The 13645-nt window shown below is 38.8% G+C and carries 14 protein-coding genes; 8 read left to right on the top strand and 6 right to left on the bottom strand.

Features of this window, described 5'->3' with window-relative positions; all coding sequences use genetic code 11:
- Positions 1 to 84 precede the first annotated feature (84 nt).
- Positions 85 to 810 carry a peptidoglycan editing factor PgeF gene (gene pgeF / locus ACMAZF_RS06480; protein WP_435276606.1) on the bottom strand — a complete coding sequence of 242 codons (726 nt, stop codon included), beginning with the start codon at positions 808 to 810 and terminating at the stop codon, positions 85 to 87.
- Positions 810 to 1778: a 23S rRNA pseudouridine(1911/1915/1917) synthase RluD gene (gene rluD / locus ACMAZF_RS06475; protein ID WP_435276605.1), complete on the bottom strand. Its 969-nt coding sequence runs from the start codon at positions 1776 to 1778 to the stop codon at positions 810 to 812. Before rluD ends, pgeF begins: the two co-directional genes overlap by 1 nt.
- Positions 1779 to 1909: 131 nt before the next feature.
- On the opposite strand from rluD, the gene ACMAZF_RS06470 reads away from it, so the two are divergent.
- Positions 1910 to 2659, top strand: coding sequence for an outer membrane protein assembly factor BamD (locus ACMAZF_RS06470; protein WP_435276604.1), 750 nt, complete (start codon positions 1910 to 1912; stop codon positions 2657 to 2659).
- Between the two features lie 78 nt (positions 2660 to 2737).
- On the opposite strand, the gene ACMAZF_RS06465 is transcribed toward ACMAZF_RS06470, so the two are convergent.
- Positions 2738 to 3076 (bottom strand): P-II family nitrogen regulator, encoded by a 339-nt coding sequence (locus ACMAZF_RS06465; RefSeq protein WP_435276603.1) that lies wholly within the window; start codon positions 3074 to 3076, stop codon positions 2738 to 2740.
- Positions 3077 to 3221: 145 nt separating this feature from the next.
- Between ACMAZF_RS06465 and ACMAZF_RS06460 the strand changes: the two genes are divergently transcribed.
- The 7 genes from ACMAZF_RS06460 to ACMAZF_RS06430 all read left to right on the top strand — a co-directional run bounded on the left by ACMAZF_RS06460 (position 3222) and on the right by ACMAZF_RS06430 (position 11692).
- A complete protein-coding gene (locus tag ACMAZF_RS06460) occupies positions 3222 to 5063 on the top strand; it encodes a M1 family metallopeptidase (RefSeq protein WP_435276602.1) in 1842 nt (613 codons plus the stop codon).
- Between the two features lie 146 nt (positions 5064 to 5209).
- Positions 5210 to 5710, top strand: a complete 501-nt coding sequence (locus ACMAZF_RS06455; RefSeq protein ID WP_435276601.1) for a GspH/FimT family pseudopilin — start codon at positions 5210 to 5212, stop codon at positions 5708 to 5710.
- The gene (gene pilV / locus ACMAZF_RS06450) at positions 5707 to 6228 is read left to right on the top strand and encodes a type IV pilus modification protein PilV (protein WP_435276600.1); all 522 of its coding nucleotides are present in this window, start codon (positions 5707 to 5709) and stop codon (positions 6226 to 6228) included. Before ACMAZF_RS06455 ends, pilV begins: the two co-directional genes overlap by 4 nt.
- Positions 6229 to 6242: 14 nt before the next feature.
- Positions 6243 to 7322, top strand: coding sequence for a PilW family protein (locus ACMAZF_RS06445; RefSeq protein WP_435276599.1), 1080 nt, complete (start codon positions 6243 to 6245; stop codon positions 7320 to 7322).
- Between the two features lie 2 nt (positions 7323 to 7324).
- Entirely contained in the window at positions 7325 to 7810 is a 486-nt protein-coding gene (locus tag ACMAZF_RS06440) for a pilus assembly PilX family protein (RefSeq protein ID WP_435276598.1), read from the top strand.
- A complete protein-coding gene (locus tag ACMAZF_RS06435) occupies positions 7803 to 8195 on the top strand; it encodes a type IV pilin protein (RefSeq protein WP_435276597.1) in 393 nt (130 codons plus the stop codon). The genes ACMAZF_RS06440 and ACMAZF_RS06435 overlap by 8 nt, the downstream gene beginning before the upstream one ends.
- Positions 8196 to 8197: 2 nt before the next feature.
- Positions 8198 to 11692 carry a PilC/PilY family type IV pilus protein gene (locus tag ACMAZF_RS06430; RefSeq protein WP_435276596.1) on the top strand — a complete coding sequence of 1165 codons (3495 nt, stop codon included), beginning with the start codon at positions 8198 to 8200 and terminating at the stop codon, positions 11690 to 11692.
- Between the two features lie 105 nt (positions 11693 to 11797).
- On the opposite strand, the gene ACMAZF_RS06425 is transcribed toward ACMAZF_RS06430, so the two are convergent.
- From ACMAZF_RS06425 to ACMAZF_RS06415, 3 genes are all read right to left on the bottom strand, one after another.
- Positions 11798 to 12187, bottom strand: coding sequence for a YbaN family protein (locus ACMAZF_RS06425; RefSeq protein ID WP_435276595.1), 390 nt, complete (start codon positions 12185 to 12187; stop codon positions 11798 to 11800).
- Entirely contained in the window at positions 12187 to 12459 is a 273-nt protein-coding gene (locus ACMAZF_RS06420) for an RNA-binding S4 domain-containing protein (RefSeq protein ID WP_435276594.1), read from the bottom strand. Before ACMAZF_RS06420 ends, ACMAZF_RS06425 begins: the two co-directional genes overlap by 1 nt.
- Positions 12460 to 12520: 61 nt before the next feature.
- On the bottom strand, positions 12521 to 13633 hold the full coding sequence (locus tag ACMAZF_RS06415) for a succinylglutamate desuccinylase/aspartoacylase family protein (protein ID WP_435276593.1): 1113 nt from the start codon (positions 13631 to 13633) through the stop codon (positions 12521 to 12523).
- Positions 13634 to 13645: the final 12 nt, after the last annotated feature.

The following is a 13645-nucleotide window of genomic DNA, read 5'->3' as shown; positions in this document are numbered from 1 at the left end:
TAAACACATCGTCTAGTTAATTGATGGGATTAGTTTTCAATAAAACAAGCGTAATCATTAAATATTTACATATGAAAATCATAATCAATTATTTTCTATCCATATCAAACTTGCCATGCGCCCAGTTTGACCATCACGACGATAAGAAAAAAACTCTCCCTCCTGCTCTACAGTACAATGGTTGCCGCCTGAAATTTGAGTTACACCATAAGCCTGTAAAATATTGCGCGCTAATTGGTAAATATCGGCAAAGTACATACTGCCATGAGGTAAAAAGCATCTTTTGTTGTCAATGTCACGATTCACAAAGATATCGACAACATCTTGCCCTACTTCGAATTGTCGAGGTCCAATTGCTGGACCAAGCCAAACCATAAGCTGTGAAGGACTTTCTTGAAAATGCGATAAAGTATTTTCAATAATACCACCAGCCAACCCGCGCCATCCTCCATGAATCGCAGCAATCTTGGTTCCACTAAAATTAGTGACTAACAATGGTAAACAGTCAGCAGTCATCACACAGCATGGGGTTTTAGGCGCATCAGAAAAACTTGCGTCTGCATTCACTTGTTCATGTATTGAGCCCTGACTAAGAGGGAGCACAATAGTGCTATGGGTTTGATTGAGCCAAACAATGTCATGTTTAACTTTCTTTGCGAGTATTTTTCTGTTGTAGGCAACATGATGGGGACTATCCCCAACATGATCCCCTAAATTATTGCTATCAAACGGCGCCAGACTAATACCACCTTGGCGGGTGGTAATTAACGTCTTTACATGATTAGGTGCTGTCCAATCCGCAACAATCATTATTGCGGTTGATTGTCTAAAGTATCTTGGCGTAATAGTTCAGCCATTTTAACCATATCTTCAGGTACAGGTGCCTGCCACCGCATGTCTTCACCTGTAATTGGATGTACTAATTGTAATTTAATCGCATGTAATGCCTGACGTTTAAATTCTTGCATTGCTTCGATCAATGCACTACTTGAGTTTTTAATTGGTTTGGGACGACCGCCATAAACAGGGTCTCCCAAAAGTGCATGTCGCATATAAGACATATGAACGCGAATTTGATGGGTACGACCGGTTTCAAGACGTAAACGTAATCGCGTGTGTGCTCTGAACTTTTCTGCAATGCGGTAACGTGTTATTGCCTCTTTACCGTCAGGATCGACAGCCATGTGTGTTCTACGTGTAGCGTGACGTGCAATAGGCGCCTCAATTTTTCCGCCAGCAGTCATTTGACCAATAGCAATGGCTTCATATTCACGAGTAATATCGCGTTTTTGAATCATCCTTACAAGTTTAGTTTGTGCAGGAATAGTTTTTGCCACTACCATGAGACCCGTGGTGTCTTTATCTAAACGATGCACAATACCGGCACGTGGTACATTATCTATCTCAGGACAATGATGAAGTAATGCATTTAATACCGTTCCGCCAGGATTACCAGCACCAGGATGCACAACTAAACCCGCTGGCTTATTAATAACTAAAATATGTTCATCTTCAAATACGATGTTTAACGGAATGTCCTCTGGTTTATGCCGTTCCTCCACTTCAATAAACGCATCAACCTCAATAAGTTCTTCACCAAGTACTTTAACACGGGCTTTAGTGACAACTTCGCCGTCGACTTTTACATAACCTGCAATTATCCATTCTTTTAATCGACTACGCGAATACTCAGTAAATAGCTCGGCAATAGCTTGATCTAAACGCTGGTCACACTGTTCTATGGCCACTTTAGCCATTAAATTGATCGCTTGATTCATTTATATTTCTACATTAAGGGAACTAACGGGCATTGAGTTAATCAAAAAAACCCACGATTAGTCGCTATTGTAGCTTTTATTTTGCCTCAGCTTAATAGATACTTGTCGAATATGTGAGGATTATGAATAAAATGATGTATAAAAAACGTTCACTAGTGACTATTTCACTAGTTTTAGCGCTAGGATTAGCGGGTTGTTCAAGTCAACCAGATGAATTACAAGTTAGTATTACCGCTCCAGAGCAAATGTACAAAAATGCACAAGAAGCATTAGATGTAGGTAATTTAATAAAAGCAACACGAATCTTAGAAGCATTAGAGTCGCGTTATCCGTTTGGTCCACAGGCTAATCAAGTGCAACTTGATTTAATTTATGCCTATTATCGCCAAGGTAACAGCGACCAAGCGTTAGCCAGTATTGACCGATTTTTACGTTTAAACCCGACACACACAGATATCGACTATGTCTTCTATATGCGTGGTTTAGCTAACATGCAGTCAGATGAAAACATGTTTCACGAATTATTTGATATTGACCGCAGCGACCGTGACCCGCAATTTGCTATTCAAGCGTTTCGAGATTTTAAGCAACTCATTGAAGCGCGACCTAATAGTCATTATGCACCAGACGCTCGTCAACGTATGATTGCTTTAAAGAACCAATTAGCAAAGCACAATGTTGCTATTGCTCAATATTATCTTGAGCGTGAAATTTATGTCGCAGCAATTAACCGCGCTAAAGAAGTGTTAACCAGCTACGGTAATACTGCGTCAACGAAACCTGCGTTAGAGATTATGAAACAATCATATAATGCACTCAAACAAAATGACTTAGCAGAACGTACTCAACAGGTAATCAACCTTAATTTCCCTCAAGGTTAATTTTCTTCTAGCTATACAAAATGGCGCGAATCAATTAACGATTGCGCCTTTTTATAATCTTATTTTTAAACGATTCTATCAAATAGCTTCTTCATTCTCTTCGTTCGTTCGAATACGTATGACTCGTTCTATTTCAGTGATGAATATCTTTCCATCGCCAATTTTTCCAGTAAATGCAGCGCTCTGAATCGCTTCTACGCAACGATCTAACATATCATCGTTAATCGCAATTTCGAGTTTTACCTTAGGTAAAAAGTCGACCATATACTCCGCACCACGATATAACTCTGTGTGACCTTTTTGGCGTCCAAACCCTTTAACTTCAGATACTGTCATTCCTGTGACATCGATATCAGACAATGCTTCTCTAACATCATCAAGTTTAAATGGTTTAATGATCGCTTCGATCTTTTTCATGGGTTGGTCCTTAGAGTTAAATCTGAACAACTAGTGTAACACTTAGCTATTAAATAGTGAGCACTATTTTTACACAAATCTAGTTATGTTCAATAGCTAAAATTTACACTACACTACGAACTTTTATTACAACAAGAAAAATATTATGCGCCAATTAATTGCTTTAACCTGTTGTTTTCTTTTATCTGCAGTAGTGCATGCAAAAAAAGTAGACGACTTAACCTATTCTAACTATGACGACGTTAGAGTTAGTCATCTTTATCTCGATCTTAATGTTGATTTTGATAACAAAGCGCTTAAAGGGTTTGCTGAGCTTGATTTAAACTGGTCAGACACAGCAACAACACAAGTCATTTTAGATACCCGTGATTTAATCATCGATCGCGTATTGGCCAAATCGGCAAATGACAAATGGTATTCAATTAACTTCCAACTAGCGCCTCGTGATGATGTTATGGGGGCAAAGCTAACCATTAATCCGGCTTTCCAAGCCACTACAATTCGTATTTACTATCAATCAACAGGCAAAGCATCAGGCCTTCAATGGTTAACACCCGCACAAACTGCAGGCAAAAAGTTGCCTTACATGTTTAGTCAGAATCAAGCTATTCATGCGCGTAGTTGGATCCCAATTCAAGATACACCCAGCGTTCGTATGACTTACGATGCGCGTATTCATACTGATAAAAATCTATTAGCCGTAATGAGCGCGAATAACGAACCAACAACCGAACGCGATGGCGACTATTTTTTTACGATGCCTCAAGCAATTCCTCCTTATTTAATCGCTATTGCTGTAGGTGATTTAGAATTTAAAGCAATGAGTGACATAACAGGTGTTTACGCAGAGCCAAGCGTATTAGATTCAGCTGTTGCTGAATTTGACGACACACAAGCGATGATTGACGCGACCGAGAAGCTTTTTGGTCCTTATCGTTGGGGTCGTTACGATTTACTGATTCTACCGCCAAGTTTTCCTTTCGGCGGCATGGAAAATCCACGCTTATCATTTATTACTCCAACGGTGATAGCGGGCGACAAAAGCTTAGTTAATTTAATCGCTCACGAGTTAGCACACTCTTGGTCTGGCAATTTAGTTACAAATGAAAGTTGGCGTGATCTGTGGTTAAACGAAGGATTTACGTCGTATGTTGAAAATAGAATTATGGAAGAAGTTTTTGGCCGAAAACGAGCATTAATGGAACAAGCATTAGACGCGCAGAATCTTCGCTCACTAGTCACTAAACTTCCAGCAAACGACACTGTCTTATATGTTGATTTACAAGGAAGAGATCCAGATGCGGCGTTTTCAAGTGTGCCCTATACGAAAGGTCAATTATTCCTAGTATATTTAGAAGAAAAACTAGGTCGTGATGTATTTGATAACTTCATTAAAAATTACTTTAACGAATATGCTTTTGAAAGTATTGGTACAAACGCTTTCTATAAATACTTGACGGATAATTTATTAAGCAAGCACCCAAATATTTTAAATAAAGCCGATATTGAACAATGGATTTTTGCACAAGGTCTTCCTCCATTCACACCACAGCCAACATCGCCAGTGTTTGATAAAATAGATAATCAGATTGAGCAGTTAAAATTAAGAAAAACAGCGCCAAGTGATTTAGACACTTCGGAGTGGACTGTTCATCAGTGGCTTCATTTCATCAATAATTTACCACCTAACTTAGATATAAAAATAATGTCTCAGCTAGACGAACAATTTAATCTTACAATAAGTACTAATAACGAAATGGCTCACGCTTGGTATCTATTAGCATTACGCAGTGGATATGATGCTATTTATGGCGAACTTAAAGATTATCTCATCACTATTGGTCGTCGAAAACTGATCGTTCCTCTGTATAAACAACTGACAACGTCCTCAGAAGGACATGAATGGGCGAAAAATGTATATAAAATTGCGAGGCCTGGTTACCACCCGTTAGCTCAAGGAACCATTGACGAAATTTTCGAAAAATAACAATAGCTTACATCATTTCACAGTAATTAATAAATTATGATTAATTAATTGAAATATAAGGCACTTTCATATCAAGAAAGTGCCTTAGTTTTTTGTTAAAATTAATGCTATATTACTAACCAGTGTAATGAATGGATAATAGACTAATGAAAAAACAAAAGGGGGTTACCCTCATTGAACTCATTGTTACAATGACCATTATTACCATTACTTTATTCGTAGGCATCCCAAGCTTACAGCAACTAGTAAAAAATAATGAAATTGTTAACCAATCTAATACCATTGCCAGTTTTATCGCCTATGCAAGAAGTGAAGCCACCAAACGCAAATCAAACGTGCGTATTTGCCGTGGAAAGATTGTAGAAGAAACCGCAGAATGTGCATCAACAGGCAATAATCTTCTTATTCTCAATAATAATGACACATTGATCCGCACAGCAGAATTGAGTAGTAATATTAATTTCTATTTTCAGAACCTCGCTTCAAGTACAATCACTTTCAGTGCCCAAGGTATACCAGATGACACGGGCGAAATCGTTTTATGTGACGATCGTGGTGCGTCTTTTGCTAAAGGTGTGGCACTAAATTTGGGCGGGCAAGTTCGCTCCCTTGTTAAATCAGAAATTAATAAAATTGTTTGCTCATGAATACTTTTTATAAAAAAAACGGTTTTACATTATTGGAAGTGATGATTGCCATTGCAATTTTAGCCATTGGTATGCTCGGTATTGCTGGTTTAAATATGGTTTCAATGGAACACAACCATTCAGCCTATTTACGCTCACAGGCGATAACAATAAGCCAAGACATCATTGAAAGAATGCGAAATAATCCAGAAGCAGTTGCTGCTGGTAAATTTAATGACGTCAAAAGCGCCGGACAAATAATGCCTAATACCGATTGTTTAACTGCAGACCATGGGTGCAGTATTGATCAGTTAGCCAATATTGATATTGCTCAGTGGGCACAAATGATTAACAGCATTAGTGATGAAAATACTAGACAACAATTACCCGGAGCAAGTGCAACGGTAAAAGCTGATGCTAACAACCTTTTTACGATTTCCGTGCAATGGGATACCAAACAATGGGCAACAAACGACAAAGGTATCACCACACGAGAACGAACAAAAAGTAATTATGAAGTAGAAGTAATAATTAACTAGGGCAAGAAAAACTTATGAATCAACGTATTAATCGACAGTTAGGATTTAGTATTGTAGAACTGCTAATCGCTTTAGTGATAAGTGTCGCAACTGTTGGTGGGCTATTTTCGATTTACCTTAATACTCGTGTTTCACAAGACTTAACAGAAGCAAATTCAAGGATTCAAGAGAGCGGTCGTTTCGCATTGGAATATCTTAAACGCGATATAAGAATGATTGGCTACCGTGGTTGCGTTAGCAACACCCCACCTCCGACTGTTGTTAATTCTAAAGACTTGCCGCTGAACTACGATCCATTAATCAATGAACTCGTTGGATATACAATTAAGTCAGGATGGGAAACAGATACCCAATTCTCTGGAGAAGCATCGATAACATCAAGAATAAGGCCAAACACCGATGCCTTATTAATAGCAAGAATGTCCTCTATCAGTGCACAACTTACTGAAAAACAATCTGATAGCTCCGCCAATCTAAAGATAAAAACATCTGACGGTGTAACTTTTGATAAAAATGAAATTGTGTATATATCAGATTGTGTTACCGCCGATATATTTACAGTGACTAATACTCCCAATGTAACTGGTGGAATTGCCACTATTGCTCATGCTAAAGGAATAAATACGACAAATAATCTCAGTAAGGCTTATCAAAGTAATGCTCACATTGCACGTTACCAATCCACGTTCTATTTCATCGGTGATACAGGCAGAGTTAACAAAAATGGTTCAACCGTTTTTGCTTTATATCAAACCATCATCAATTATGGCAGTGCCACTAATAAGTATGACACGCAAGAATTAATCGAGGGTGTTGAGAATATGAAAATTCTCTACGGTGAAGTACTCGCCAGCGGAAATATTAAATACGTTCGACATAACAAAGGAACGAATACTCCAAACATGCAAAATGTTTCATCAATTCAGCTTGGATTATTAATTAGCAGCCAGGACGAAGTTTCCCCTTTCGAAGACAGTCAAACATACCATCTTGCGCAAGAAGAAATATCAACTAAGACGCCCGGTTATATCAATGATAGAAGATTGCGTCATGCATTTAATTCCAGTATAAAAATTCGAAATAGGCGATTATAAAGATGAACTCAATTCTAACAAACCAACGCGGCGCCATTTTAGTATTAAGTTTAATAGTTCTTACTGTGATTACTCTTATTTCAGTAACAGAGTTGAGTAAGGCTGGCGAACAATCAAGAATGACATCGAATTTTCAACAGCAGAGTATCACATTTAATGCTGCAGAAAGTGCAATGGCACATTCAATGAAAATGATTAGTGGACAACCTTCTTCCACGGAAGAAAATATTGCAGCAATGGCAGGCTCGATGACTGCTGCCGAAGATGTTGAAATTAAAGTCAACAATACTCAACTTAGTACCGATAAAATGAAAGTCTCTGTTTCCTACCGTTCAAACACTGTAAATGCCCTACGTGCAGGTATATCTCTTGATTCGAGTCAGAATGACTTCATGATTCGAAACGTTCATTTTACAGCGACTAGTACAGCGAACAATGATAGCTCAGGTGCACGAACCACAATAGTACAAGGCTTTACTTATGAATAATCTACGAGGATTTACCTTAATTGAACTTATGATTGTGGTTGCCATTATTGGCATATTAGCGAGCATCGCTTATCCAAGTTATCAAGCCAGTGTCATTCGTTCAGAAAACTCTTTAGCACAAGCAGCAGTTGTCGAAGTAAGCGTCGCTCTAGAGAGCTATTATATTCGTAATAACAGCTACGCAGATGCCGACACTAAGATGGTTTATCCAAAGCAGGCACCACTTGATGGCAGTACACCTACCCACAATATTCTAGTAACACCTGAACACTACGGTGCTGGTTATACTATTTCTGCCACACGTATCGATGATACATCGGCTATTTTTAGCCTTGATGAAACAGGTTTAAAGAAAACTGGTACAAAAACAGGCTGGGGACATTAACCATGAAACGCTTTAAACAACTTATTTGCTGCTTCATATTCGGACTGTGTTTGCCACTCGCTTCAATCTCACACGCAGATGACACAGAAATTTTATACTTAGGTGACACAGTAACACCTAAAGTGATGATGGTCCTTGATACATCTGGCTCAATGGGCTTCCATGTATCAAATAAGAGGAACCGTATCACCGTGATGAAAGACGCCTTGACGCAGTTTATCAACGAAGCAAATGGTATCAATGTTGGCGTCATGCGTAGTAACCAGAGAACGAGTGCGGTTGTTTATCCTGTTTCCAGTTTGGAAATCTCAAGCGTTGTACGGGTGGAACGATTTGATCGCCCTATTACTGACGATAGAGACAATGCTTATGAAACAAATTCTGGTGTCTACGTCAATACAACGACTGGTAGAAGCGCTAACAGCACATTTAATTTTAAAAATAGTAATTATATTGGTTTGCGCTTTTCCAATGTTATTATTCCGCAAGGCCATAAGGTAGAAGAAGTATTCCTTCAAGTATTTCCCGACCAATCCTGCTCAGATAGGAGCCCTTGTAATGACTTTAGTCTGAATATTAAAGGTGAAAAATCAGTAAATTCGCAAGCATTCGATCATACTGACAACACCAATATTAGTGACCGCCCATTAACGAATGCAGGCGTATCAACGGCCATTACTCATTGGGAAAATACCAATAAACAAGAACCATTTAATATCGTCAACCTTGCGCCTATTATTCAGGAAATTGTCAATCAAAGTAACTGGAAAAGTGGTAATGCAATTAGTTTGATTATAGACACATCCTCGCTAAACCAAGATAACCATTCTTATCTCGGCGGGATCAGGAATACGCTTTCGTTGTATTTCAGCAGTACTCTATTTTTCAGAGTAGAACCATACAATCGAACAGTCAGTACTCGACAACAGATTATTGAAAAGATGAATAATCAACGGTTAACGAACTACACACCATCAGTACCTTCTCTGTTTGAAGCAGTTAAATACATGACGGGTTCACGTGTAATAAGTAATCACAACACAACACTTAACACGACGCGCAGTGGCACTGGCACCGGTCTCAACTATAACGACCTTTTCGAACGTCTGTCTCACCCTGAAAGTTACGAAAATGGTACACTCAATAGACCAGCTAATTGCTATGATGGATGGTTAAATGACAAGACCTGTCGGGATATTTATCTTTCACAAAGTAGCACTGGAACTCTTCGATATAAAACACCATTAACTGATACCTGTGGTGATGAAGAAGGTAAAATAGTAATGCTCACTGACGGTGACGCCACTCACGGTTATGGTGCTTATAACTATAATCAATGGTGGCGCAACATGACTTATGATATTAGTCAGATGATTAATAACACGAATAATGCATGTACTCGAGATGGCCAGTCAAATCGCGGATACCCTACGACCTGTGGTACGAATTTAGCAAAAAAAATTAAAAATGGAATTTCTGTTAACGGCATTTCTGATCTACAAAAAATCAAACTTTATACAATTGATTTTAATAATAAAAATTCTTGGCTTCATTCTATGGCGACTGCAGGCGGTGGCCAATATAAAGCAGCCACAAGTACATCAGATTTACTAAAAGTATTTAAAGAAATTCAAGCTGATATTATTAAAGAAGCCGTAACATTTTCAAATACATCCATTACGCTATCAAGTGCAAACCAATTAAATCATAACAATAATATTTATTATGCATTGTTTACCCCCAATGATTTAGCGTCATGGAGAGGAAACCTTAAACATTACAAGCTGAGTAAAAATGGAACAGTCGTTGATAAGGACCGTAACCCTGCTACAGACTCAAATACAGGTTTATTCAAGAAAGAAGCGCATAGTTTTTGGAGTACAGACGCCGATGGCGCAGAGGTGACTAATGGCGGTGCGGCAGAACGTTTAACAAAGTTGGATCGTAATATCTATGTCAATGCCCTTACAGGCTCACAATTAACAAAACTTAATGAATCATCGAATAATGACATTAGCGCAGCTGACTTTGGTTTAACGTCTGAAACTGAAAAAGAAGAACATATTCAGTGGATGCTCAACAATAAAGTTATCGCCGACCCTCTGCATTCAGCACCGATCGAACTAAGTTATGGCGATGATGGTTCTGTAATATTTTTTGGTGATAATCAGGGATATATTCATGCCATTGACGCAGCAACAGGTAATGAACTGTGGGCATTCATGCCTAAAAAGCTTCTTGCAAACCAACCGTCTATTCGTTTGAACACTAAATCAATTAACCATATTTACGGTATGGATGGAAAAATTGTCAAGTGGACAGAAAATGGCAAAAAGTATATAGCGAGTGGGATGCGCAGAGGTGGCAAGGGTTATTACGCTTTAGACGTCACCAATCGCACAACACCAAAGTTGCAGTGGAAAATAACTGACGCTTCAAATGGTTTTAGTGGATTAGGCCAAACTTGGTCGACCCCAATAAAAACACAAATTAAGAAAGGCAACAGTGTTAAAAGTGTGTTGGTATTTGGTGGTGGCTATGATATTCAGCAAGACTCCGTAACGACTCGAACAGCTGACAACAACGGCGATGGCCTCTATATTATTGATGCAGTAACCGGCACCATTGAACTTTCTAAAACCAATTTAGGCTACTCAATTCCTTCTGATGTAAAGACTATTGATATTGATGGTGATGGCACAACAGATCAAATTTATGTGGGAGACATGGGAGGACGTGTTTTACGCGCAGATCTCGATGATGGAAATACACTTAAAGTTGATATAATTGCGGACATTGCAAGCTCAGGCCAGTCAAACAATAGACGCTTTTATCACGCACCAGATGTCTCTTTATTGGAGAATACAGGAGGCTCTCAATTAGCTGTTGCCGTTGGGTCAGGCTATCATGCCCATCCGAATAACGCTCAAATTCAAGACAACTTTTATATGTTCAAACAGCCATTAGCAAAGGAAAAAAGTCCAACAAAGATTACAAATGCAGATATTCTTCCAGCGACGTTAACAATAGATAACGAACTATTAGCCGCTAAAAAAGGTTGGTATTTACCACTCAATAGTGGTGGAGAAAAAGTATTAGCATCGAGCCTAACATTTGAAAGTGCCGTCTGGTTTACCACATTTCAACCATCGATTGGTACCAATCGTTGTATTATTAAACGAGGAACCTCTCGCCTTTATCGTGTCAATATTTCAAACGGCACCCCAAAATATAAAAATGCAACGCCTGAAGTCGTCGATGGAAAAATAAATGAATCTCAGTCATGTAGTAATAGTAGTTGTACCATCGCTGATAGGTTCATTGAAATCAAAGGTGGTACAATCTTACCAACACCTGTTTTAATGCATATTGATGATTCAAATCCAGATGGTTCTACCATTAATATAGGCAGTGGTAGTATGATTTGCTCTTCTACGTTCTGTATCGAGTTAGAAGGTAGAACAAACAAAATGAACTTTTGGCGAGAAGAAAATTAATATAATTACATGCTAAAAACAAATAACGAGCAAGCATTAAGCAATACTTGCTCGTTATTTGTTATAAACAGTGAAAACGTACGTTCAATATTACGCCGTAGGGTTTTATTCCGATTTATACGTTGGTCTCGTCCATACATAACTACTTACACCAATTGCAATAATAAGTAGTAATACCTTCACCCAAACAATGGGTACAAAGAAGATTACACTTGCGCCAATCGATAACCAAATCAAAAAAACAGTGCTGATTTTGGCCTTCATTGTTATGCCTCTACCACTTTGAAAATTTTGAATATAATCACCAAACCACGGATGGTTAAGTAACCAATCGTGAAATCGGTTAGAGCTTTTCGAGAAGCAAAACGCAGCAAGTAATAAAAATGGTGTTGTCGGTAATAGCGGTAAAACAATGCCGATAACCGCTAAAACCACTGCTATCCAGCCAGCAATTATTAGTAACACTCGTTTGATAGCGCCACTCCTAAATGCCATTACTCTTTTCCTACAACCTGTACTTTCATCAACTCACCGGCGTATTCGACTTCATCCTCATGGTAAACTTTTTTACGTTTACGAGTTTCTACTAGACCATTGAGCATGACTTCACCGTTAGCAATGCGGATCTTCGCCTCGCCGCCGCCTTCAACTAAGTTCTCAATTTTTAAGATTTTATAAAGCTCAATTGGCTCAATATTCACTTCCACAACAGTTGCTTGAACTGATGGCATATCCACTGGTGGCTTTTTTCTGCGCCCAATAACCATGGTTTAATCTCTAACAAAGGGTAATGGGCGCTAGCATAACGATTTTCACGCCGTTTGTAACTTACAATGTGAAGAAATTAGTCATCACTTTATAAAGCTCTGTGCCTCGATTAACACTAGCAGAAGCGAAATGTAATACAGGAATACATCGCTGTGGCGCGTTAACTTGAGTAACGCAATCTAACTCGCCATAACGCTCCATATGAAGTATTTGCACCAATGGCCCCCCTTCTTCAATAACGTCGCCAAATGGAGCGAGGTATTCCACCAAACCACTTTGCGGCGCATAAAGTGCGCGATAATTTTCAAGCATGCAGCCGTAACGAATCATTTTACGTGGCTGAAATGCTTCGCCATCAATCACCCCACGAGCTTGTAGATAGCTAAGCACACTATTGCTGTCTTCTTTAGCCGCTTCTAACGATAGCCATTCCTGAGAGCCTAATTCTAACGTAAAGGCCTCCACCATCACCTCAATATCACGCCCTTGTGCCTGATAGGCTTGCTGTAATTGCCACCAAGGACAAAATGTCGCTTCATCCATTGCACCATCAAAATCACTTGGAATAAATAATACATGGGCAATATCAAATAAAATAGCTCTGTCTTTCGCATATTCAGGACAATACAAATGACGTGAAGATATAGGCCCGGTATGCAAATCTAAAACGATATCAGCATCAAATGCCATGCGCTGTAACTGAGCACATAGTAATTGACTTGTCTTGGCACCATAGGGATTATTTAGTTTGTTTTGCTCTAAATCATCGATAATTGCTTGTCTAAAATTTTGCTTTATCTCGTCATTTGTTAAGTGCTTATTATCTGCAGCAAATTCAACGGGTAATGATTTGTTAAAGTGATAACCACGATTCCAATTTTCACCAGTGATTGGATCAAATCGCCCTAAGGTGAATTCTCCACTCTTCTGATTACTGCCAATGGGATTCGCTAGAGGAACTAGCGTTATATCACCCAAGCAATGTTGTGACTTTAATTGCTCAAGCAATTGAAAGATAACGGCATTACCCTGCACTTCGGCGCCATGCATATTTGCTTGAATATAAACACTAGGACCATCAGATTCACCGCGAATACGATAAACCGGCACAGACAAAGCCTGTCCATTAGCTAATACGGCAACTTCAAGTGTTGAATGCTCAATTGCTGTCATTATTTTCTCTCT

Origin of the sequence: Psychrobium sp. nBUS_13, from assembly GCF_051201665.1 — a bacterium.
Classification (GTDB): Bacteria; Pseudomonadota; Gammaproteobacteria; order Enterobacterales; family Psychrobiaceae; genus Psychrobium.
The sequence above is the reverse complement of the archived record's forward strand: the minus strand, read 5'-3'. Positions and strand labels throughout refer to the sequence as shown.

Excerpts from the sequence above, each read along its gene's own strand:
- ACMAZF_RS06420 (WP_435276594.1), bottom strand. The coding sequence starts at position 12,459 with ATGGTTATTGGGCGCAGAAAAAAGCCACCAGTGGATATGCCATCAGTT.
- ACMAZF_RS06460 (WP_435276602.1), top strand. The coding sequence starts at position 3,222 with ATGCGCCAATTAATTGCTTTAACCTGTTGTTTTCTTTTATCTGCAGTA.
- ACMAZF_RS06435 (WP_435276597.1), top strand. The coding sequence starts at position 7,803 with ATGAATAATCTACGAGGATTTACCTTAATTGAACTTATGATTGTGGTT.
- ACMAZF_RS06430 (WP_435276596.1), top strand. The coding sequence starts at position 8,198 with ATGAAACGCTTTAAACAACTTATTTGCTGCTTCATATTCGGACTGTGT.
- ACMAZF_RS06415 (WP_435276593.1), bottom strand. The coding sequence starts at position 13,633 with ATGACAGCAATTGAGCATTCAACACTTGAAGTTGCCGTATTAGCTAAT.
- ACMAZF_RS06455 (WP_435276601.1), top strand. The coding sequence starts at position 5,210 with ATGAAAAAACAAAAGGGGGTTACCCTCATTGAACTCATTGTTACAATG.
- ACMAZF_RS06445 (WP_435276599.1), top strand. The coding sequence starts at position 6,243 with ATGAATCAACGTATTAATCGACAGTTAGGATTTAGTATTGTAGAACTG.
- rluD (WP_435276605.1), bottom strand. The coding sequence starts at position 1,778 with ATGAATCAAGCGATCAATTTAATGGCTAAAGTGGCCATAGAACAGTGT.
- ACMAZF_RS06425 (WP_435276595.1), bottom strand. The coding sequence starts at position 12,187 with ATGGCATTTAGGAGTGGCGCTATCAAACGAGTGTTACTAATAATTGCT.
- pilV (WP_435276600.1), top strand. The coding sequence starts at position 5,707 with ATGAATACTTTTTATAAAAAAAACGGTTTTACATTATTGGAAGTGATG.
- ACMAZF_RS06440 (WP_435276598.1), top strand. The coding sequence starts at position 7,325 with ATGAACTCAATTCTAACAAACCAACGCGGCGCCATTTTAGTATTAAGT.
- ACMAZF_RS06470 (WP_435276604.1), top strand. The coding sequence starts at position 1,910 with ATGATGTATAAAAAACGTTCACTAGTGACTATTTCACTAGTTTTAGCG.
- ACMAZF_RS06465 (WP_435276603.1), bottom strand. The coding sequence starts at position 3,076 with ATGAAAAAGATCGAAGCGATCATTAAACCATTTAAACTTGATGATGTT.
- pgeF (WP_435276606.1), bottom strand. The coding sequence starts at position 810 with ATGATTGTTGCGGATTGGACAGCACCTAATCATGTAAAGACGTTAATT.